At 34.2% G+C, this 22,274-nt stretch carries 21 protein-coding genes and 1 CRISPR repeat array; of the genes, 3 read left to right on the top strand and 18 right to left on the bottom strand.

Annotated elements, in window-relative coordinates:
• Window positions 1-14: 14 nt before the first annotated feature.
• The 8 genes from csx19 to THEBR_RS04680 form a co-directional block, all read right to left on the bottom strand.
• On the bottom strand, window positions 15-599 hold the full coding sequence (csx19, locus tag THEBR_RS04715) for a type III-D CRISPR-associated protein Csx19 (protein ID WP_012269230.1): 585 nt from the start codon (window positions 597-599) through the stop codon (window positions 15-17).
• Entirely contained in the window at window positions 589-1,998 is a 1,410-nt protein-coding gene (locus THEBR_RS04710) for an RAMP superfamily CRISPR-associated protein (RefSeq protein WP_012269229.1), read from the bottom strand. Before THEBR_RS04710 ends, csx19 begins: the two co-directional genes overlap by 11 nt.
• Window positions 1,995-4,178, bottom strand: coding sequence for an RAMP superfamily CRISPR-associated protein (locus tag THEBR_RS04705; protein WP_012269228.1), 2,184 nt, complete (start codon window positions 4,176-4,178; stop codon window positions 1,995-1,997). Before THEBR_RS04705 ends, THEBR_RS04710 begins: the two co-directional genes overlap by 4 nt.
• Complete coding sequence (locus tag THEBR_RS04700) at window positions 4,175-5,707, bottom strand: Cas10/Cmr2 second palm domain-containing protein (RefSeq protein WP_012269227.1); 1,533 nt, start codon at window positions 5,705-5,707, stop codon at window positions 4,175-4,177. The genes THEBR_RS04705 and THEBR_RS04700 overlap by 4 nt, the downstream gene beginning before the upstream one ends.
• Window positions 5,704-7,017: a PDDEXK family nuclease gene (locus THEBR_RS04695; protein WP_012269226.1), complete on the bottom strand. Its 1,314-nt coding sequence runs from the start codon at window positions 7,015-7,017 to the stop codon at window positions 5,704-5,706. Before THEBR_RS04695 ends, THEBR_RS04700 begins: the two co-directional genes overlap by 4 nt.
• 53 nt (window positions 7,018-7,070) lie before the next feature.
• A complete protein-coding gene (csx2, locus tag THEBR_RS04690; protein ID WP_012269225.1) occupies window positions 7,071-8,360 on the bottom strand; it encodes a TIGR02221 family CRISPR-associated protein in 1,290 nt (429 codons plus the stop codon).
• 2 nt (window positions 8,361-8,362) lie between these two features.
• Window positions 8,363-8,773: a CRISPR-associated protein Csx20 gene (csx20, locus tag THEBR_RS04685; RefSeq protein WP_012269224.1), complete on the bottom strand. Its 411-nt coding sequence runs from the start codon at window positions 8,771-8,773 to the stop codon at window positions 8,363-8,365.
• 306 nt (window positions 8,774-9,079) lie between these two features.
• A complete protein-coding gene (locus tag THEBR_RS04680) occupies window positions 9,080-9,436 on the bottom strand; it encodes a hypothetical protein (protein WP_012269223.1) in 357 nt (118 codons plus the stop codon).
• A gap of 940 nt (window positions 9,437-10,376) precedes the next feature.
• Here THEBR_RS04680 and THEBR_RS04675 point away from each other — a divergent pair.
• Window positions 10,377-11,597, top strand: a complete 1,221-nt coding sequence (locus tag THEBR_RS04675) for an IS110 family RNA-guided transposase (protein WP_003869923.1) — start codon at window positions 10,377-10,379, stop codon at window positions 11,595-11,597.
• Between the two features lie 153 nt (window positions 11,598-11,750).
• Window positions 11,751-12,982: a CRISPR direct-repeat array (repeat unit 30 nt; unit sequence GTTTCAATTCCTTATAGGTAGGCTAAAAAC).
• Between the two features lie 197 nt (window positions 12,983-13,179).
• On the opposite strand, the gene mscL is transcribed toward THEBR_RS04675, so the two are convergent.
• From mscL to THEBR_RS04660, 3 genes are all read right to left on the bottom strand, one after another.
• Window positions 13,180-13,548 carry a large conductance mechanosensitive channel protein MscL gene (gene mscL / locus THEBR_RS04670; RefSeq protein WP_012269222.1) on the bottom strand — a complete coding sequence of 123 codons (369 nt, stop codon included), beginning with the start codon at window positions 13,546-13,548 and terminating at the stop codon, window positions 13,180-13,182.
• A gap of 126 nt (window positions 13,549-13,674) precedes the next feature.
• Entirely contained in the window at window positions 13,675-14,430 is a 756-nt protein-coding gene (locus tag THEBR_RS04665) for a sulfite exporter TauE/SafE family protein (RefSeq protein ID WP_012269221.1), read from the bottom strand.
• Window positions 14,430-15,050 (bottom strand): nitroreductase family protein, encoded by a 621-nt coding sequence (locus THEBR_RS04660; RefSeq protein WP_012269220.1) that lies wholly within the window; start codon window positions 15,048-15,050, stop codon window positions 14,430-14,432. The genes THEBR_RS04665 and THEBR_RS04660 overlap by 1 nt, the downstream gene beginning before the upstream one ends.
• 261 nt (window positions 15,051-15,311) lie before the next feature.
• On the opposite strand from THEBR_RS04660, the gene THEBR_RS04655 reads away from it, so the two are divergent.
• Window positions 15,312-15,776 (top strand): RNA polymerase sigma factor, encoded by a 465-nt coding sequence (locus tag THEBR_RS04655; RefSeq protein WP_012269219.1) that lies wholly within the window; start codon window positions 15,312-15,314, stop codon window positions 15,774-15,776.
• Window positions 15,777-16,736 carry a sigma factor regulator N-terminal domain-containing protein gene (locus THEBR_RS04650; RefSeq protein ID WP_012269218.1) on the top strand — a complete coding sequence of 320 codons (960 nt, stop codon included), beginning with the start codon at window positions 15,777-15,779 and terminating at the stop codon, window positions 16,734-16,736.
• A gap of 103 nt (window positions 16,737-16,839) precedes the next feature.
• Here the strand turns inward: THEBR_RS04650 and THEBR_RS11640 are convergent, their stop codons facing one another.
• The 7 genes from THEBR_RS11640 to THEBR_RS04615 all read right to left on the bottom strand — a co-directional run bounded on the left by THEBR_RS11640 (window position 16,840) and on the right by THEBR_RS04615 (window position 22,263).
• Complete coding sequence (locus THEBR_RS11640; protein WP_012268741.1) at window positions 16,840-17,061, bottom strand: hypothetical protein; 222 nt, start codon at window positions 17,059-17,061, stop codon at window positions 16,840-16,842.
• A 185-nt stretch (window positions 17,062-17,246) separates the two neighbouring features.
• Entirely contained in the window at window positions 17,247-18,362 is a 1,116-nt protein-coding gene (locus tag THEBR_RS04640; RefSeq protein WP_003867703.1) for a sodium ion-translocating decarboxylase subunit beta, read from the bottom strand.
• A 46-nt stretch (window positions 18,363-18,408) separates the two neighbouring features.
• The gene (locus tag THEBR_RS04635; RefSeq protein ID WP_003867702.1) at window positions 18,409-18,768 is read right to left on the bottom strand and encodes an OadG family transporter subunit; all 360 of its coding nucleotides are present in this window, start codon (window positions 18,766-18,768) and stop codon (window positions 18,409-18,411) included.
• A gap of 36 nt (window positions 18,769-18,804) precedes the next feature.
• Window positions 18,805-19,206, bottom strand: coding sequence for a methylmalonyl-CoA epimerase (gene mce, locus THEBR_RS04630; RefSeq protein ID WP_003867701.1), 402 nt, complete (start codon window positions 19,204-19,206; stop codon window positions 18,805-18,807).
• A gap of 13 nt (window positions 19,207-19,219) precedes the next feature.
• Window positions 19,220-20,149: a methylmalonyl Co-A mutase-associated GTPase MeaB gene (meaB, locus tag THEBR_RS04625; RefSeq protein WP_003867700.1), complete on the bottom strand. Its 930-nt coding sequence runs from the start codon at window positions 20,147-20,149 to the stop codon at window positions 19,220-19,222.
• Between the two features lie 3 nt (window positions 20,150-20,152).
• Complete coding sequence (icmB, locus tag THEBR_RS04620) at window positions 20,153-20,566, bottom strand: coenzyme B12-dependent isobutyryl CoA mutase small subunit (protein ID WP_003867699.1); 414 nt, start codon at window positions 20,564-20,566, stop codon at window positions 20,153-20,155.
• Window positions 20,567-20,580: 14 nt separating this feature from the next.
• Window positions 20,581-22,263 carry an acyl-CoA mutase large subunit family protein gene (locus THEBR_RS04615; RefSeq protein ID WP_012269216.1) on the bottom strand — a complete coding sequence of 561 codons (1,683 nt, stop codon included), beginning with the start codon at window positions 22,261-22,263 and terminating at the stop codon, window positions 20,581-20,583.
• Window positions 22,264-22,274 lie beyond the last annotated feature (11 nt).

Here is a 22,274-nt window from a genome sequence, read left to right as displayed (position 1 = left end):
ATAACCTCCAAATATTAAATAATTGATATTTTTAAAAACCTACTGTCAACAAAACCAGCCTGTCCAATTTCATTATATCCTATATAATTTCTCGTATGTAAAACTAATCTTTTCTTATTATTGTTTATATCATCAATTAAGTTATTTCCTATAAATTCCTTCGGTACTATATATCTAATTCCTCTTTTTTCATAAACTTCAATAAATTCATCTTTAATTTCAAATTTAGATCCATACATTACCTGATCTGCATCAATATATTCTACCATCTCTCCATTTTTATTACTATCTAGATCTTCTCTATATCTAAATTTAAATTTATTTCCTGACCTCCAAATATATAGTTCTTCATTTTCATTAAATATCCTCAATTTTTGAAGATATCTGTTAAAATCAGGTGATTCGTTATTATAAAATTTTATTTCCCCATTTCGTATTATTCCAAATAATACTGCATAATCAAGCCAGCATACAACATAACCATTTTGTATTTCTCCTATTTCCTTAATAAATGCATCATAGTTTAAATCATTATTATCCATATCCCTTGCTTTAACTTTTGAGAATGTTACTTCAATTTTATATATATCATCTAACATCCCAATCCCTCACTTTTTTAGAAAATTCCTCGACAAAACCTTCTAATATCTGTTTATCGCTATCATTAACTACTATTTTATTTGTCTCGTCATCATTGGTAGATTTTCCAATAATATGTTTTTTCCCTTTATACTCAATTTCTATATTTTTACCTTTTAAGATTCCTCTTCCTATATTTTTTTCTCCGCCAATAGGCAAATCTTCATTCCATAAGTCTTTCAATACTAAAAGTAAAAGCCCAATTTCCCAGTCTTTTGCATCTTTAATTTTTATTTTTAATTGTACATTTTCATCGTTATGCCAAAGAGGTTTAGATTGAAATAAAGCTCCAGATATTGTCCCCCCTGTAAATCTATCAATCTTTATTCTCGTCTGCTCTTTTTCAATCACATTCTTGACTTTGCTTTCATCAATAATTATTCTACTTTTGTATTTAGTCTTTTCTTTATTTTCTGTATCAGCCCAGCCAAATAATTTTTTTAAATCATCATTTTCTTCTTGATTATTCTTACATAATGTGTTTACAATCTTAAAAGCTCTCGATCTTATCGCACCTTTTAGTGAAGTTCCAGTTAAAACTTCTTTTCCATTGTATTTTATATGTACTTTATCCGGCTCATCGGGATCTGTTGTATATGAACTTATGATAAGTGAGCTTTTTATGGAAAAATACGCATTAATAATACAATCAGTATTATCTTTTTTAGGAAGTATATCTATCTTGCTTAAATCAAGTTTATCTTCTGGCAAATACTCGTGCTGCAAGAATTTCAAATAATTTACTCCATCTTTTGGAAAATCAAATTTTAATATCCGAACATTTTTTAAATTAAACCTGCCAAATCCTTTAGTGGTAAATGCACCAAACTGAGCCTTCCCGGCTTCCAACTCAGTAAGTATAGTTTTTAATATTTTTAGAATCTCAATTTCCTTATCTTTAAAATTTTCTCTTATTTTAATTTCAGCTTTAAATTCAAATTCTAAATCTTTATTAACTATTTCATAATCATATTTTGCTTTTTCTTTTGCAATTCCCTTTTTTTCATCTATTGCTACACCATCCCTGACAGTTATTAAGTCCTCTTTGGGGTTGTCCATAATTTTTAAATCACTAACCATGAAATGGCTCTGAACATCAAAAGTATTCTCTTGATTTCTATTTTTAGAACCCCAAAAATACTCCCATATTTCTTTATCTTCTTCTTTAAAATTTTTCGAAATATGGTGTCTTAGTGCCCCCACAAAAGAAGTCGCAGGAATATAAGGGTTACCAATCTCATCTTTTATAATTTCTATATCAATAATATCTCCTTTACCTGTTCCTATAACAAAAGGTGAAGTATTTTCTAAAACACCTTTTATGATTATAGTACTTATAAGCTTAGAATTATCAATCATTTTTCTTCTCCTCCTGTTTTTTTAAACAGTCTTAAATATCTTAAAAAACTAACCCAGTATGTTTTTGATAGTTCAAAATGGTCTAAATCCAGAGATAAATCTTTTATAACCTCTGATAATCTATTATCAAATATAATTTTATTTGATTTATTATTAAAAACATCTAATTCGTACAAATCATCCCATAAATTTGTATCTTTTAAAGTTTCACCAGCAGGCTTTTTATCTAATTTGCTTAATTTTCTTCTCCAATCATCAAAATTACTTGTTTCTGACAATATTCCTTCAATACGCCCTATAAGATTGTTAGAGATCTTTTTCTGATCTTTGAACTTCCCTGCTCTTTCAAAGCCTTTATATTTTATAAACTCCTTTATTTCTCTATTTACAATATCACTTATAATTAAATATGACTTTTGAGGATATATATGCCTAAATTTTTCTTTTTCGCCATCCATGTCATATTCTTCATTTAAATCCCAATATATTTTTACTCTACCAAAACCTAAATCGGTTTTCTCTCCAAATCCGTATATTAAAAGATTATTTAGTTTTTCTTCTAAGTTATCACAGCCTTTAACTATAATTTTAAAAGCTGATCCGGGTGAATAAGCTAATTCACGAGTATTTTTCATTCCCCAAATACCTACGAAGTTTTCAACATATTCAGTTCTTGCAATAATTTTTTCTACAATAATATCACAATCATTAAAATGTTTCTTTAGATAATTTTTTAATGTCTTTTCAGAGACCTCACTAAAACCCCAATCGTTATGTAAAATAATAGGAGAAATTGCTACTATGATAAATTCTTTATCCTCAATTTCTAACATATCTGTATCTTTTAAATCGCCAAATTCTATTTTTACTAAACCATATTGGGCACTTTTTGACCTACCAATAAAAGAATTAAATTTCTCTTTAAATAAATTTTTTATTCCTTCAAGATATCCCTCGTCTCCTATAATAAATCCTTTAAATTCTTCTCCTTCATTTATTGCTTCATAATAAAAGATATCTTCTCCTGTACTATGTCCTTTCACTCTGTCTCTTGTATTGTGAAAATAAAATGTTGTTGATATGTCATAAGTATATATTTTATCATCAATATAATAAATCATTCTATTCAATGGTTTTGTTTTTATATCGTTAGGAACTTCTTCTAAAATATTGTATACTGGATTGGAATCTTTTCCTTTTTCTTTATGCAAATATAGAGCTGGATAATAAATTCTATGATTTTTAAGTGGATAAGCAGGAGTTACTATAATATCACCTCTTAAGAACATGTTATAAAAATCGTTATTCTTATGTGCAATTTTACCTAAACCAAGTTCATTTATAAATTTATTTGCAAATAAACCTCTAATTGTTGTCGAAGGTATATATTTTTCTGTATATATAGTGTTTTGCTCACCTATTTCTTTTGCTATTAAAATTGGTGATAGTGCAGTTATCTTATAAGGTAATATTTTTATATTTTTACTTTTATTCCCTTGAAATTTTAAATCAGAGTATTTAATCTCCTCTGTTTTGTCTATACCATTTTTTAAATCTTGAATAGCTTTATCCAAGTTGTCAAATTCAATACCTTCAATTGAGCATCTTATCTCCCCAAAACCACGATTTCTTGATGTCCCAATTCTCTTTAGATTAATTACTGCTAAGTATAATATAGCTTTTTCTTTTTTAGTTAAAGGGTTTATTTCATATAGTTCACCTTCAAATTTGAGACCAGGTTTTAAAACTCTAAATGTCCTAAGTGAGCCTTTCTTTGCAATTCCATTGTCTTCTTCTATAGAAGTTTGCTGTCTTATAGTTGTATAATAAGATGTAATTTTTAACGAATTAACAAAATTTTTATATAGACTGTCATTATCATTTTTTAAGTTTTCAATTTCTTCTTTTATCTCCTTATAATCATTTATGTACAAATTACCTATATGCAACTTACCTTCTGTAAAACCATCTTTCCCAAATATGCTGTTAACAATTTTATAATCATTTATACCTAAAATATCACAAACTTCTTGAGCACTCTCTCTCAATACTCCTTTTATGCGTCTTGAAGGAATATAGGGAAATCCAAAATCATCTAATACTACATCGCTATCAATTATTCCTGCACCTTCCCCAGAACCTGTTAACGTATATGATAATAAGTCTATTTTAATCTTCATAATAATCCCTCCGGATAAAAATCTATAAGCTCTATAGCATCAAAATATGGTGTCTCCCTGTTTTGCCATATCTGTTCATGATAATACATTCCTTTTATCTGTGGTAGATTTATTCCTTTAACTTTTAATTCTTCTACAAAAATTTTTCCATTATCTTTATCTGTAACTTTGAATAGTATTTCTCTTAATTTCATCACTTTATTTTTAGGAATATTTTTAAACTCTTTAATAATATTCTTCAAATTTTCTATTGTTTTTTCATCATTTATTGAATCAATTCTATAGGGTCCAAAATGGAGCTTGCCATTTACAGTAGATAAGTGTTTATTGAAAATATCTTCTAAACTGCCACTCCAACCAGATGAAGAGATAAAAAAGTCAATATACGAACCATTTTCTTTTCTTGATATCTGTTTAGCTCTGTCAGTTAAATCTTCTGCTACTATATAAGCTCTATAAAAAGGATATTTTGTCTTTACAATACTTACTCCTCCACATGCAGACAATGATTCACTATTTATGCTTTGTTTTATAAATTCTTTAATAAATGTTTCTGCTAACCAAACTCCTAACCTACCATCAGAAATAAAAGTTATGTCATCTCCACCTAAAATAATAGGTCTTATAGGTAATATAATTTTATCTTCTTCTTTTCTTAATTTAAACTCTTCATTTTTTGAATCAAAAATTTTATCATTTTCAATCTTCTCAATTAGAATTTCAATCATTTTCTTAAAAGCTGTTTCTGTAGCATTCCTTACACTAATCGACAAGTTTCTATATTCTGTGAGATTAGTGCATTTTGCAAATTTCTCACCCATTTTATTACCGTCTATATGTACAATTGCTATATAGTCTTTACCTTCTGTTTGACCTAATTTTTCAATATCATTTGTTAAAGTATAGTTATCCTTCAATATATCACCTAAAATTACCACCATTTCATCTCTTGCTTTGTCTGAAAATTTTAATTTAGCCCAAGCTACTGATGATATAAATTTTTCATCATCGTCTTTAAAGTGCTCTGCACTTTCATTAGTTCTTGGGCAATCAAGTGTAAAACCATATTTAGGTAATGTTACATTAGGGAAATATTTATTTTTGTTCTCTCTTAAGCTTTCATGTAATCTTTGCATAGAATTTTTAAAATCACCTAAATTAAAGTCATGTATTATTCCAAAAGCAGTTTTTAGTCCAGGAGTTTTCTTTAAAAGAAGCTTTGTATAATTTTGTATGAATTTTGTTGCTTCATGCTTATCTTTAAATAAGATTAATGCATTTCCTCCCCCTATATATCCAATTTCAAATTTTTCTTTTGGATCATTTATTTTTATTTTTTTCGTCTCTTTTTCCCATGCTTTTATATCAACATTGCTCCCTTTAAACGCTATTTTTAATGTTTCTTCTAAAACGTCTTCATATATCTTTTTTACTATATACGATGCACCAATATTTTCTTTTAGCTTATTGCTTAAAAAAATATATTCCTGTATTGATACTGTATCAATTAACACTGCACTTAATGTCATTTAAATACCTCCTCACAAATTTTACTACCAATATCTGCCCAATCATCTATTCCAAAAACAACAAACCTTTTTTGTGTAGAGCCAGTTTCATAAGCTAAATCCTTCTGTAAATCCTCTGTTTTAGATTTATCCATACCTGTTATAAGAATTGCTTTACTTTCATCACCGCCAATCTGTCTAACTCTATGAATTACTTCAAACCCTTTTAATTTGCAAAGTTCCCTCGTACTTGAAGTAGTTAGTGATATTCCTATTAATTGATACCCATTGATTAGGAAAATGTCCAACTCAAAATAAGGTGAATCTTTCTTTTGTGCTTTTAATGATATACCGAAATGTTCTCCTTCTTTTAATTTTCTATCCAATAATTCACTTTTTATTTGACTATATACATACCATTCAAACCATTTTCCATTTAAAAATTCTACAGTATCTTTTACTCGAGAAGATAAATTATCATTAGTAATTTTATCATCTGGTATCCATAATTTTTGTCCATCATTTAATTTTTTCCCTTCAGGAAAAGCGTTTAAAATATCCCATATGAATTGAGGAGTTTTTTCATTGAATTTAACTATCGGCGATGAATCATTATCTTTTAAGAGTTTCTCTATATGTTTTTTAAATTTTGCAGTTTTTTCTAAAAGTTTGTTCTCCCCTTTGAAAATTTTTCTAAAAGGATCCTCCAACCATTTTACAAAATCTTCACCTTTATCATCTTTAATAGCCTTTTCTATTTCCTGTGATATTTTATCAAAGCTATCTACGAATTTTTGTTTATAACTGTATGTATCATAAAATTCAAAATGAATATCTTCATATAAATGAATTGATAAAAGTGTATTTATATCTATTTTTATGGTATCTTTTAGACTTATAGCTTCTTCGCTATAATCATATACAAGTTTATAATCTCTTGCATCTAAATAAGACCCCTCAAATTTGATTTTATTGTTTTTAAACTTTTCTTTTAAAAAATTATAAATATGCACTACCATTGTTTTTGTGCCACCTGTATAATTTAAATGAACTTCAACAAAGTCTTCACTTGGAAATTTCTCTCTTAAGTCATTTATTATCTTTTCTGAATTAGATACATCGGAAAGAGGAAGAAAAATACATTTATCATTTAAATTTAAATGTTCTTTTAATTTTTTAGCATAATCATATGTACTATTTTGATTAATTTTATCGTTTTTTTCTGAGTAAATTAATACAAATTTATCATACTTTTCTTTTAAATGACTTCCCACAACATAATTAGGCAATGGATTTGTCCCTACAATTAATACCAAGACTTTCTCATTCATAGTTTTAATCCCCCTTAAACAAAAATATTATCTTAATTTTTAGAACTTCAAATTTAAACTATATATTTTTCTACCTTATCTATTAATTCATTTAATTTATCTTCAAACTTTTCAGCTTTCATATCATTTTCCTTATACCCAGCATGGTTAATATCATTACGCAAAGGTTTAATTTCTTCATATAATACTTTAATCAAATTTTTATAATTTTCTTCATTAAGCTTACTTAAAAGGTTATAAATTACAGCTTCGTTTTCAAATGCTGTTTTTTTCCATCTATCTTTTGGTAAAGAATAATGTTTAATATATGTAGCATTTTCAATTATTTCGCGTTCTTTTATATTATTTTTATCAAATCCAAATTTTTCACAAAAAAAGTTTACAATTCCCTCTTCAAGTATAGTAAAGCCCTGCTGTATAAGATTATGTTCACTGCACCATTTGACTATTTCAATCATGTTTTTATTTTCATCATTACTAAAGTTTATAAATCTATCGTTTAACCTATCTATTACTGGTTTCATCGGCTTAATATATGTCTTATCTGCTATGCTTACAGCATCTCCAAGTATATTCTTCAGTTCTAATCCACCCTTAGAAATTTCTTTGCCTCTACATGTAGCAACATTTCTTGTGTAGTTTTCTAACTTTTGAGCAAAGTTACTTAATATATTTCTTTCATCTTTCATACCTTTAAGGTGTAACTCTTTAGTGCCTAATTTCATTAAATAATTTATGTACCTAGCATCACCTGTTTCTATAAACCGATCAATTCCTACGGTCCAATCAAGTAGTCTTACAAAAGGTGTTAGGTCAAATATAGGAGCTATATCTGATTCTTCAATATCTTTTATTTCTTTACCAACTGCTTCTATTGCTCCATAATATATACCTCTTATTTCGCATTTTTTAATAAATTTAGCATAATTTAAGATAATTAGTGCCAGCATTGGAATTGACCGAAATGAATGTGTAATATCAAATATTATTTCATCTCCTTTATCTATTTGTTCTAAAACTTTATCAAATATTTCCCAAAGTTCATTTTCATTTTGTCCTGAGGGTATATCAACATAATTAATACTTGGTTTGCCATTATATTTGTCTAAAACCTGCTTTAAACCAGGATCACTTGGATATTTCTTATTTTTAGACCAATTTGCAATAGTAGCCTCTTCAGTTTTAAATATAAATACGCTTTCTAAGTTAACACCTTTTTTTAATAGATTATCAATAAGAGCTTCCTGTACATAGCAACTACTGTCACTTTCAATATTATCAAATTTATATTTACATTTAGTATAAGCTCCTGTGCCAAGAAATGAAAAAAACTTAATAGCCATTTCTATATCCACCTCTCATATTTTCTAAATCTTACATGGGTAAATAATCTACTTACTTTTATGTTTTCACCATTTTTAATCTCACTAATAATTTCTCTTTTTGTAGTTGAATAAACGGGAATCAAATCATTTTTCAAACAAAAATCAACAATTAAAAAAGTAGCTCCAAAATCTCCTTGTACAAGTACATAATCGCCTTTTCTTGCATTAATCTTTAACCAATTAATTAAATCTTGCAAATGAAAAGTTAAGCTATCATCATATGGAGAAATATCTAACCATTGAATCTTTAAATTATCTGGCAAATATATAAACTCATTTACACCTAAATTTAAGCGTGCATCTTCTTTTTGAAAATCTGTAAGTTGATGAGAAAATACCAAAAACATCTTTTTTAAATCTATTTGTTTCATCTTCACGACCTTCTTTTTATTAAAAGTTATAAAAATTTTATTTTTCGTGTCAATTTTTATGCTTTAATTGTAAAATATTTTCTCATATATCAATATTCTATATAACTTTTCAAAATCCTTCTAAAAAATTGTATTTTTTATAGAAAAATGTCGTTGAATGCCATAATAAAATAAGGAAAAATTCAACGATAGTATAATTTTTTAAAATTTCCTAAAACAAAAAAACAGATGGGCAATAACATTAGTAGCCCAATCTGTTTTAAACAAATTTAAATGATTATGGTATTAAAGTTAAAATTAGATATTTTAAGGAATGTATTGATAATGTATCGTTCCATTATCATCAATTGTATAAGGCATATTTGCTTTCTTAAGTATCTCTACAATAATATTATTTTTTTTTGCGGTTTTTTCATTAAATTGATTTATTAACTCATTTATTCTTTGTGCATTTGCATTATTCCTATTTTCTTTAAAAGCAATATAAGCATCAACTATTTTTTCACCAAGGTCAATTTGTCCATTTACAAATTCTTGTAATTGTTTTACAATTTCATAATTTGCATCATTAACATTTTCTTCTAATAATTCTATATTATTTTTTATTTCTTCTAATGATTGAATTGGAGTTTCAAAATTACATAAATTAAGAAGAGCTATCAATTCATTAAGTATTTTATCGTAATTCTGGATATATTCACTAACCAGAGCTTGTTTAGACTTTGTATTTATAGAAAAAGTATTTCCTACCGGCCTTACATTCCCCTGTGGAAAGCCTAACTTCCATAGTACTGGCTTTATCCATGTGGAAAGTGCATACGTATTCCATAATAATATAAGTATTGGTATTATACTTGCAAGAGATAAAGTCTTGACATATTTCCAAGGACGAGAATTTTCATTGACATAACTTAATGGTTCTTCTATACCTTTTGATCTTTTTTCTTTTTCATACTCTTTTATTTGTCTTCTAAATGCTTTTCGTTGTTAATTTAAAGGCATTATACACACCCATATATTTTCTTACTAACACACTTAGTCTTTTAAATTCATAAACATTTTTAAACTATTTCCCTTTTACCCATATTTAAAGTTCTATAATTCCATATCATTGAAAATTTCAGCTATATCCCAAAAATAACTGTCCTCCACATAAATCTTTTGAAATTGCTTCAGTGCCTTTTCCTCTTTCCCTATTTCCTATAAACAGGTCTAAGTAAATACTATAACCTTCATATCTTAATTATAGGCTTTAATTCCTTATAGGTAGGCTAAAAACCCAGTAGTTCGTCTTCTGTTAAACCTTTGTCTAAACTGTTTCAATTCCTTATAGACTCCCATGCCGCAAATGCGGCACCAGCAGAGGATGAAAATGTCCTTTTTTGATGATATAATCAGTACAGCGGCTGGTGAAGAAAGGTCGTTCTTACCTTGGTGCTTTGAGCCCGACTCATAGACAGACTCCAACGACCAGGTGCACCACAGATTGTTGCTCCCTTTACGGGAAGCACGCAGGATAGAATAACCCCTTATGGTTGTTGCACCAGCTCTTCAATTTTACAGTCGCTATCGTTCAAATTTTAAAAAAGGAGTTGGTTCTTTCATGGATTTAGTTTATTCTCATGTTTGCGGATTAGATGTCCATAAAAAGAATGTCGTAGCTTGTATAATAACACCAGAAGGTAAAGAAATCCGCACTTTTTCAACTATGACCGATGACCTTATTGCATTAAAAGAATTTATTAAAGCTAAAGGTTGTTCTGTTGTTGCTATGGAAAGTACCGGCTCTTATTGGAAACCTATTTACAATCTACTTGAGCTTGAGAGCATTAAAATCCTACTCGTCAATGCTAAGCATATTAAAAATGTCCCTGGTAGAAAAACCGATGTAAAAGATGCTGAGTGGATAGCAAGTCTCTTACAACATGGCCTTTTGCAAGGCAGCTTTGTGCCAGATCGTGAACAAAGAGAACTTCGCGAGCTTGTACGCTATAGAAAAAGCCTCATTGAAGAAAAATCAAGAGAACTTAATCGCATACAAAAGGTTTTAGAAGGAGCTAATATCAAACTGTCTTCGGTAGTCTCTGATATCAACGGGGCATCCAGTCGTTCTATACTTGAGGCTATTATAAATGGTGAAGAAAATCCCGAAACCCTGGCTGAGCTTTCTCAAGGCAAGCTAAAAAATAAAATGGATGAACTAAAACGCGCTTTAAAAGGCTTGATCAATCATCACCAAAGGATGCTTCTGGAAATACAGCTTAGACATATTGATTACCTTGATGAAGAAATAGCAAAATTAGACGAAGAAATTAAAAATCGAATGCTCCCTTTTGAAAAAGACCTGGCACTGCTGGATACAATCCCTGGAGTCGGAAGAAGAACTGCAGAACAAATAATAGCCGAAATCGGCACGAATATGGAACAGTTCCCCTCTGCTGCCCATTTGTGTTCTTGGGCAGGGTTGTGTCCAGGTCATAATGAAAGTGCTGGTAAACAAAAGTCTGCAAGAACTCGAAAAGGTAACCAAAAATTGCGAAGCTCTCTTATTGAAGCTGCCAGAGCTGCCTCAAGGGCAAAAGATACTTATCTCTCAAGTCAGTACCACCGCATCGCTGCTCGAAGAGGAGCAAACCGTGCAGCAGTTGCAGTGGCACATAGCATTTTAATTATAGTTTATCATATTCTCAAGCAAAAGCAACCATATATTGAATTAGGTCCTACTTATTATGAAGAGAAAAAGCGTAATATGATTATTCGTCAATCTTTAAAAAAGCTAGAGTCTTTAGGCCTTAAGGTCACGGTCGAATCTGCAGTGTCTTAACTTTTAATTTAACTTTATTAACCATTTATTTATCCCATATTTTTACATCGGTATGGGTTTAGTTTTTTGTTGCCTTTTTGAGAGACACTATTTTCAGGATAGGTAGGCTAAAAACCTACGCAATATACGTATCCTCATAAGCCATCACCGCATGTTTCAATTCCTTATAGGTAGGCTAAAAACTTGCTTAAGCCTTTTGCCATTGCCTCTGCAATAATTGTTTCAATTCCTTATAGGTAGGCTAAAAACTGTTAATACGGCCGGCATTTTTGTTAGCCTAAGTACCAGTTTCAATTCCTTATAGGTAGGCTAAAAACGTTTGCAATTGTGGTTACTGTGTTTTGGGTGGCGTGTGTTTCAATTCCTTATAGGTAGGCTAAAAACCTCATATTCATTCAACAGTTTGGCAATTTTTAATGCGTTTCAATTCCTTATAGGTAGGCTAAAAACGCAAGTGCATTGCTTTTGTTGTCTTTCTCCCACCTGTTTCAATTCCTTATAGGTAGGCTAAAAACATTGCAAAACCTACGAAATATACGAATGCTTCCCATGTTTCAATTCCTTATAGGTAGGCTAAAAACTTTGTCGTATTCTATCAGCTCATAGTAGTGGTCCCAGTTTCAATTCCTTATAGGTAGGCTAAAAACGAGAGTAACAGTAACAGGGAGGTGGCCCGGATGCCGGGTTTCAATTCCTTATAGGTAGGCTAAAAACACATTTTTCCGCACAAAAGTTTTTTAAGAGAAGCGGAATGTTTCAATTCCTTATAGGTAGGCTAAAAACTCTTTTTTTTCTTTGAGTGTGCTCTGTACAATTGCTGTTTCAATTCCTTATAGGTAGGCTAAAAACGGTAAAAATGAAACTGCAAGACGTAAAAAAGTTTATGTTTCAATTCCTTATAGGTAGGCTAAAAACTTCTCTCGTTTTTAGTCCTTGTGCTGTCCAATTTTTGTTTCAATTCCTTATAGGTAGGCTAAAAACGTCAAGAACTCATCAATAAAGTTGTACAAGCATATTTGTTTCAATTCCTTATAGGTAGGCTAAAAACAGGTAAAATTCTCTAAAATTCCAGTCAATTTCAATATAAGTTTCAATTCCTTATAGGTAGGCTAAAAACTTGTACCAACTTCACTTCAGATTGTTCAAGTTCAGCCTTGTTTCAATTCCTTATAGGTAGGCTAAAAACGCAAAAAGAAGAAGTGGAGCAAGAAACAACGTCAAAGTTTCAATTCCTTATAGGTAGGCTAAAAACCAATCCAGTTACCTGCTTGTACAGGTTTTTCTTGTGCGTTTCAATTCCTTATAGGTAGGCTAAAAACGTAACCTTACATCACAGTTATTTGCCAATCTTTATCGTTTCAATTCCTTATAGGTAGGCTAAAAACCCATTATAATCAAATATAATAAAGAACAAATTTTTCTTTTTTCATCTTATTTGTCAAGTATTTCTACTTTATTATACCATATCGCTCGACAAAATCAACTATTTTCTAAAATTGAAAAAATAATTTGTCGTCGATCCTCAACATTTTTTGCATTATCTTATGTCGACGACAAATTTATATTAATCAATATTCTTACCTTACTTTTCCTTTAATACCTCTAATATTTCTCTTAAAATTTTTACCTCTTCTGATGGTTCAGGTGGTGTTTGTTCTTTTTCTTTTGGTTTACGTCGCTTAATGGCATTCATAGGAGCTACTATGAAAAAATAAATGGCTGCAGCAACAATAACAAAGTTAACAACAGCGTTAAGAAAATTGCCTATGGCTATTGGACCTAATTTAATAGCAGAAAAATCTGGAGCACCGAATATGGCTCCAATCAATGGAGTTAAAACATCTACTACTAAAGAATTTACTACTTTGTTAAAGGTTGAACCTATTATTACAGCTACTGCTAAATCCAAAACATTTCCACGCATAATGAATTCTTTAAACCCTTTTAACATATTTTCCTCCTTTCAACAAGTAATTAATTGTCCACCCTATATATCCTATCACAAAACTTTTATTAGAAAGAAGTAGCAAATCAAAATGTTTTTTGCAAGAAGAAATTACCTTGCTCCTCCATAATCCTATACTCCTCTAATCCAAAACACTATTGCCAATATAATTCCCCATAAAATTACAAAGCTTTTTACTTTTTTGCTATCAAACTTTTGTGATATCTTAGCTCCCAAATATCCTCCTAAAGCAAATCCTATCATGAGAATAATAGCAAAAGGCCATACTACTTTTCCACTAAAAAGTAAAACTAAACCGGAGGTGATATTTATAAAAAGTGAAAGAACATTTTTTATACCATTTGCTGTGTGTATATCAGTAATACCTGCTATGCCTAAAGTGGCAAGCATTAAAATGCCAATTCCTGCTGCAAAATATCCACCATAAAGAGAAGTAAGAAATTGAAGTATAAACACAAATACTAACGATTTTTTCTCTCTACCTTCCTCACTATCTAAATTAAACTTATTTATTCTATCATTTAATGCTAAAATTACAGTTGCAAATAAAACTAAAAAAGGTACAACAAAATTAAAGACCTTGTGAGGAGTTATCATAAGAAGATAAGCTCCTAAGATACCTCCAAGTAAAGAAGGCAATGTCAAAAATTTTAAAAGCTCCTTTGTTTGAGAAAGTCTTTCTTTAAATCCCCATGCCCCTGTGACAGATCCTGTCCATAAAGCTACTGTATTTGTCATATTGGCAGCTAACGGATTAATGCCCACCCATACAAGGGCAGGAAAAGTTATTAAAGTACCTCCTCCTGCTATGGAATTAGTGGCTCCTGCTAGGATAGATGCCATTAAAATCAATATGTAATTTTTCATCAAACTATCTCCCCAAATTCTTCAAATTTAAATCTATAGGCTCTTGGCAGTAACTCTTTACTCGGGTCCTTGTAACCTATCGCTATTATCATGGGAACTATTTTTTCCGCATCTATTCCTAAAAATTCCTTCATCTTTTCCTCGTTAAAACCATCCATAGGATGAGTTTCAAGGCCATAAACTCTTGCAACTATCATTATATTCATTGCAAAAAGCGCAGTATCTCTTATGGACTTTCTTTTAGCTTGCTCCATATCTTTCCACACTTCAAGGACCCTTTCTTTTGCTGATTCTCTCCTTTCTTTTGGAATATACCCCAGTTCTATAGAACTGTCTAAAACTCTGTCTATATGCTCAAAAGCTGCTTTTGGATTTGCTATTAAGACAATTACAGCCGATGCATCTTCCACTTTTTGTTGGTTAAAACAGATTTCTTTGAGAATTTTCTTTTTTTCTTTGTCCTTTACAACTATGACCTCCCAAGGCTGAAGATTATTAGCTGAAGGCGCTGTAGCAGCTACCTCAAGGACTTCTTTTATAAAGTCATCAGATATTTCTTTTGTAGGGTCAAAAAATGTAATAGACCTTCTCTCTGTTATAAGTTTCTGGCATTCTTTCATGCTTATACACTCTCCTTTTTTTAATCCAGAATTACAAAGCTAACCTAAAATTGGTATGCCAGTTTTTAAAAAATGCCGATAATAGATTTATATTCTCTATAAAAGTATGAAATCCTTCCTGCCTTTTTAAAAAAAAGCTTTAGAACAAACTCTTTTGAGTTATAATCGAAATAACAATGAACTTTTGCATATTTTTAATTTGTTTACTTTTTCATCCCCAAAACGTCTTTATTAATGAAAAGCTATAAGGAGGAGGGGTTAATGTGGCAGGATTTGTACAAAGCTGCATTCTATTATTTACTTAAATTGGGTGTACCACAGGCTGATGCTGAAGACATAGCCCAAGAAGCTCTGCTTTCCACATACTTGAATTTAGACGGCATTCAAGAGGGAAAATTAAAAGCTTATGTTTTGACTGCGGCGCGAAACAAATACACTGATTATCTGCGCAAAACCAAAAAAGATATGACAGTTTCTATTATAGATGTCTTTCCTCAAAGTACCTTTTCAGAGTTTCAACAGATTGAAAATAAAGAAGTAATAAAAAAAGCAGTTAATAGGCTTACTCTCAATGAGCAAAAGCTCTTTTACCTTAAATTCATATTAGAAATGTCAAATGAAGAAATTTCCTCTTACTTAAAAACCAATTCCAATACAGAAAAGACAATGGTATGGAGACTAAGAAAAAAATTAAAAGAATATTTAAAAGAGGAGGAGAAAAGTTAAATGGGATCAGATTTAAATAAGCCAATAAGCGATATATCTTTTGACGAAAAAGCTTTTTTGCGCAAAGCTCGTTTTAAAAGCATACTTCGCATAATAATAATTTCTTTAATTATCGCCATAGGTGTTTTTGTATTAACCTTCATAATTCCCGAAATGATGCTGCAGAATCAAGAAAACCGCATAGATAGCTTTTATCCGGATATTGTTAAATTTACAGAACCTAATACCTTCGCAATTTCAGGAGAAAGTTATAATGTCAGGCTATTCGGGCGGCAAAAAGAATATTATCTTTTAAGGTTAATAGGAAATAAGCCTTATCCTGCCGGAATAGTCACAGTTGATTTTGATATCTGGGGAGGAGAGCAATTTCAAGGAAACAAATCTTTTTGTGTTGTCGAAACTGACCACATAATCCCCTATTCCGAAATCTCCACAGTCATACCAGAAGGTACAAAAGAATACCTTGCTCCTTATGCCGTGCCAAAATTAAAATTTTACAATCCCGTAGTAAAATACGATAAAGTTATAAGAGAGTTTGATGTATTAAAAAATATACCTAACGATAATCTCGTTGAAATGGCTTTATCTTTTTACAGGCCTTTAACCTTTATCGAAATTAAAACTATTATACCTGAGGATTTAAAGCTAATGTGGGGTGCTGTTTTGGTTTTTGAAGAAAACGACTATAAAGAAAAAAACTATCTTGCAGAAAGATTGGTGGGAAACCCCTATATTGACAGCCATGATGGCGAAAAAGAATTTTTAAAACAGCTGGAACAACTCAGTAATTTGCAAAGTTATTCTTCGACAAATCTAAAAAGAACAGTAAATTTTTTAAAGGAAAAAGGCATAAAATACTACGGAGTTGTAGTGGTGGGACATCCTGAATCCTTACAAAAGTTGTCCTCTAATTCAATTATAAGGGGAGCAGTTTTAGGTATAGTTACAACTCCTTATTAACTCAATCGAGTACATCCTTTTCCTTAAACCATCGCATATCTGCGAAAGTTAATATAACAAAAATCAAAGGTCCTGCTACAAAGGGAAAAAGGCGGTTGTTCTATTATATCACCGCCTGTTTTCCCTTTTCCAATGACTCAATTATGTAATGGCTTTTTTCGTACTTTTTACACTCCATTTTAATTTGCGATGCAATTCTGCTTATCTCATCTATATCAGAAAACTTCCTGTTGGAATTATTCACAACAGCAATGGATATTCCCATGATGGGGAAGTCACTTTCATTGCCAAGCCTGTCTGTGGCATGTATGTAACCTCTCTTCACATCCAGCTCATTATAAAACCTTACAATGTTATAATCAAACTCTTCTATTATGTTCTTACAAAGCCTTTCTACATCATAAGTTTTTACAATCGCTACAAAGTCATCTCCTCCTATGTGACCCAGGAAACTGTAATATCCTGCCCCAACGTCACAAAAACTGCTTCAAAAATTGAAGCGGCTTTTTACTATCCACCATACAGTGAAAGCAACACGCCTGCGGCGATGGCAGAGCCTATGACTCCTGCCACGTTGGGACCCATGGCGTGCATCAGTACGAAGTTACCAGGCATCTCTTCCTGAGCCACTTTCTGGGACACACGAGCAGCCATGGGTACCGCCGACACTCCGGCAGAGCCTATCAAAGGGTTTACCTTTCCACCAGAGAGCAGATACATCAGCTTGCCAAAAAGCACTCCCCCAGCAGTACCGCCTGCAAAGGCTATCAACCCTAGAATTATTATCTCTATGGTCTCGAGCCTCAGGAAATTGTCTCCACTGGCTGTAGCCCCTACGCTCAGCCCTATGAATATGGTTAGTATGTTCATCAATTCGTTTTGGACAGCCTTGGAAAGCCTGTCTACTACGCCGGATTCTCTGAAGAGATTGCCCAACATGAGGGAGCCGATGAGCGGCGTGGCAGGGGGCACTAAAAAGCTCGCCAGTACCGTAATTATTATCGGGAATATTATTTTTTCGGTCTTTGATACGGGCCTTAATTGTTCCATTACTACAGTGCGCTCTTTTTTGGTGGTCAGAAGGCGCATTATAGAGGGCTGGATTATAGGTACTAGAGCCATGTAGGAGTAGGCGGCTACCGCCACGGCTCCCAGAAGATGAGGGGCAAGCTTGCTTGTCACAAATATGGCCGTGGGACCATCAGCCCCGCCTATTATGCCTATGGAGGAGGCTTCTTTTGCATCAAACCCCAAAAGTCTTGCTCCAAGGAATGTGATGAATATACCGAGCTGGGCGGCAGCTCCCAAAAGGAGGCTCTTGGGGTTTGATATTAAGGGACCAAAGTCGGTCATAGCCCCAACCCCCATGAATATAAGAGGCGGGTATATGCCGAGTTTTACTCCCTGGTATATCCAGTATAAAAATCCCCCCTCCTCCATTAGGCCGGCTTCAGGTATGTTGGCTAAAAGCATGCCAAAGCTTATGGGCACTAAAAGCAGCGGCTCATATTTTTTTACTATTGCAAGATACATGAGTACAAAGGCTATGATTATCATTATGAGCTGGGATAGCGTTACATTAAAGTAGCCAGTAGTTTTTAGAAAGTTTATTATTGCCTCGAACAATTGGTTTCACCTCTTCTTTATTTTTTTGGTTTTACTTTATACAGTGTCAGCGGAGGCTTCTTAAGTGTTGTTGGTGTTTCATTAGATTAAGCCTTGATTCCATGGCCCAGATAGGGGTCCTTTGATTAATTCTCCTGATAAGCCTTATTTTTATCTCGTCAGCAGGTTTCTGGGAGCATGCTAAAATGGCGGATGTTATTACGGCTATAAGTTCCCCTTCATCTTCTTCGGTTTCATCTTCCTGGAACTTTGTTTTTTCCTGTTCCCGTGACGGCAGTATTTTGGGCTCTTTTTTGTCCTTCTTGTAGAATACAACCCTCATAAGGTCAAGAATGAGGGACAGCAGGTAAAGGAAGATGAGGGTTATTCCAAAGCCTAAAACAGTGGTACTTAATGCTTCTATCATTTTTTCATCCCCTTCTTTTGCCCTTTCACTCCCCTTTTATCTCTCGCATAATTCTATGAGAACGCCTTTTGTGGCTTTGGGGTGGATGAAGGCGATTTTTGCACCCCCGGCACCATACCTTGGTTTTTCGTCGATGAGCCTTACACCCTTTTGCTTGAGTTCTTCTAGAGCTTTTTCGATGTCCTCCACCCGGAAGGCTATGTGCTGTACACCCTCACCATTTTTTTCTATGAACCGTGCGATGGGGCCTTCGGGATCGGTGGATTCTAAAAGTTCCACTTCGCTTTCCCCAACCGGTATGAAGGCCACTTTTACTTTCTGCTCCGCCACTTCCTCCACACCGTGCATCTCAAGTCCCAGAAGTTCTGTGTATATTTTGGATGCCTCTTCTATGCTGTTCACGGCTATGCCTATGTGGTCTATTTTCAGGATATTCATGGCTTTTTACCTCCTAAAGGATTTCTCTTGTAAGAATATCAAGGGCCGTATACGGATCAACCGCCTTCTTGGATATATCCTGTAACAGCATGTCTATTTTGGGTGAGTTCTTTTGGAGTATCAGTCTGGTGATATGGTCTTTCAATAATTCCATGAACTCTTCCCTTACTTTGGCTCTTCTCTTCTGTTCCAGGATTCCATTTTTGCTAAGGTAGTCCAGGTGTTCCCTTATCCTGCGTTCCAGGGTATCGATGCCTTCACCGGTAACGGCAACGGTTTTGACAACTGGAGGTCTAAAGTCGAACTGTTTCTGTGAAAGGTCCAGCATCATTTCGATTTCGGTAACTAATCTATCCGCTCCTTCCCTGTCGGATTTGTTCACGGCAAATATATCGGCTATTTCCATTATACCGGCTTTAATGGCCTGCACGTCGTCGCCAAGGCCGGGGACCAGTACAAGCACAACCGTATCCGCCAGTTTCACTATGTCTATCTCCGACTGGCCTACACCCACGGTTTCGATTATGATGTAATCCATGCCAAAAGCATCCAGTACTTTTACCGCATCGTAAGCGGCTTTAGCAATGCCGCCCAGGGAGCCACGGCTGCCCATGCTTCTGATGAAAATGCCATCGTCTAGCGTTAAATCCTGCATCCTTATCCTGTCGCCCAGTAAAGCGCCGCCGGTGAAGGGGCTGGTGGGGTCGACGGCTATTATCCCCACCGTTTTGCCCTTCGCCCGGATTTTTTTGGCAAGCTCGTTTACAAGGCTGCTCTTGCCGGCCCCGGGCGGTCCGGTAATGCCTATGACAAAGGAATTTCCGGTGTACTTATAAAGTTGTTTCAAAGCCTCTGTGGCTTCCGGGCTTTCGCGCTCGATGAGGGTTATGAGCCTTGCTACGGCTCTTTTGTCCTTTTTTAGTACTCTGTCGGCCAGGTCCAAATTTCACACCTCTCCCCGTTTTTTGACGTTATTTTTGATAAACTCCACTATCTCGGATATCGAGGTTCCAGGGGTAAATATCTCGGCTATGCCGCACTCTTTCAGGTAGGGTATGTCTTCGTGGGGTATCACGCCTCCTCCAATCACTAGGATATCCTCGGCTCCTTTTTGTTTTAAAAGTTCCATTACCCTGGGAAAGAGCACATTATGGGCTCCGGACAGTATCGAAAGCCCAATTACGTCCACATCTTCCTGTATGGCAGCCTCGACTATCTGTTCGGGAGTCTGCCGAAGGCCAGTATAAATTACTTCCATCCCTGCATCCCTCAAACCCCTGGCTATTACTTTTGCTCCCCTGTCATGGCCGTCAAGACCTGGTTTTGCTATTAATACTCTTATCTTCTTTGTTTGTTCCATTATTCCACCTCCCACTAAAAGGTTACAGTGGGCTTGTATTCACCAAATACCCCTCGCAGGGTGTCACTTATTTCACCTAGGGTAGCATACACCTTTACGCAGTTTATTATGCTCGGCATGAGGTTTTCACTGGTTTTCGCCTTACAGGAAAGTTCTTCCAGAGCGCTTTTGACGGCTATGTTGTCCCGCGTAGCCCTCAGTACTTCCAGTTTCTTCCTCTGGATTTTTTCTACTTCGGGATTCACTTTTAAAAGGTTCTTGGGCGGTTCTTCTTCTATCTGGAATTTGTTTACTCCCACTACTATCCTGCGACCTGATTCAATTTCCTGCTGGTATCTGTAGGCACTGTCTTGGATTTCCTGCTGGATGTAGCCTTTTTCTATGGCCTTCGGAGCACCCCCTAGTTCATCTATTTTTTGTATATATTCCATGGCCTTTTGTTCTATGAGGTTTGTCAGGTGTTCTACGTAGTAAGAGCCAGCCAGCGGGTCTACGGTCTCTGTCACTCCGCTTTCGTAGGCTATTATCTGCTGGGTCCTCAGGGCTATTCTCACAGATTCTTCGGTAGGCAAAGCCAAGGCTTCGTCCCTTGAGTTGGTGTGCAGCGATTGAGTGCCTCCTAACACTGCCGCCAGGGCCTGGATGGCTACTCTTACTATGTTGTTGTCGGGCTGCTGGGCAGTTAGAGTAGAGCCAGCAGTTTGGGTATGGAAGCGCAGCATCATAGACCTTGGGTTTTTAGCTTTGAAACGTTCTTTCATTATTTTCGCCCATAGTCTCCTCGCGGCCCTGAATTTAGCGACTTCTTCCAGAAGGTCATTATGGGCATTGAAGAAAAAGGAAAGTCTCGGAGCAAAGTCATCGACGTCAAGCCCTGCCTTTATAGCAGCTTCTACGTACGCTATGCCGTTGGCCAACGTGAAGGCCACTTCCTGTACCGCCGTGGCTCCAGCTTCTCTTATGTGGTAGCCGCTTATGCTTATGGTGTTCCACTTGGGCACGTTCCTGGAACAGAATTCAAAAATGTCAGTTATGAGTCTCATAGAAGGTTCAGGTGGAAATATATAGGTACCCCTGGCCACATATTCTTTCAGTATGTCGTTCTGGATGGTACCGGAAAGTTTCTCCGGGCTGACTCCCTGTTTTTCTGCTACAGCTATATACATGGCAAGAAGTATCGCGGCAGGAGCATTTATGGTCATTGAAGTGCTGACTTGGTCCAGGGGTATGCCGTCAAACAGTATCTCCATGTCTTTCAGCGAGTCGATGGCCACACCTACTTTGCCCACCTCACCTTGAGCCATGGGGTGGTCGGAATCGTAGCCTATCTGGGTGGGCAGGTCGAAAGCCACACTCAGGCCCGTCTGTCCCTGGGATAACAAAAACTTATATCTCTCGTTGGATTCCTCTGCTGTGCCAAAACCTGCATACTGTCTCATGGTCCACAAGCGACCACGGTACATGGTAGGCTGGATTCCTCTGGTAAATGGGTATTCGCCGGGAAACCCTAAGTCTTTTATGTAGTCGTTTTCCTGTGCATCCAACGGTGTATACAGGCGGTCTACTTCTAAGTTGGAACCTGTATAGAATTTTTCATACCTCTCGGGGGCCTTACTTATGACTTTTTCTACGGTAGTGCTTTCCCATCTTTTCTTTTCCTCTTCGAGTTTTTTAAGGAACTCCTTGTTATGGTACATTTCTTTAAACA

This window comes from Thermoanaerobacter brockii subsp. finnii Ako-1, assembly GCF_000175295.2.
GTDB classification, from domain to species: domain Bacteria; phylum Bacillota; class Thermoanaerobacteria; order Thermoanaerobacterales; family Thermoanaerobacteraceae; genus Thermoanaerobacter; species Thermoanaerobacter pseudethanolicus.
Note: the sequence above shows the minus strand (reverse complement) of the source record. Positions and strands in the feature narration are given on the sequence as shown.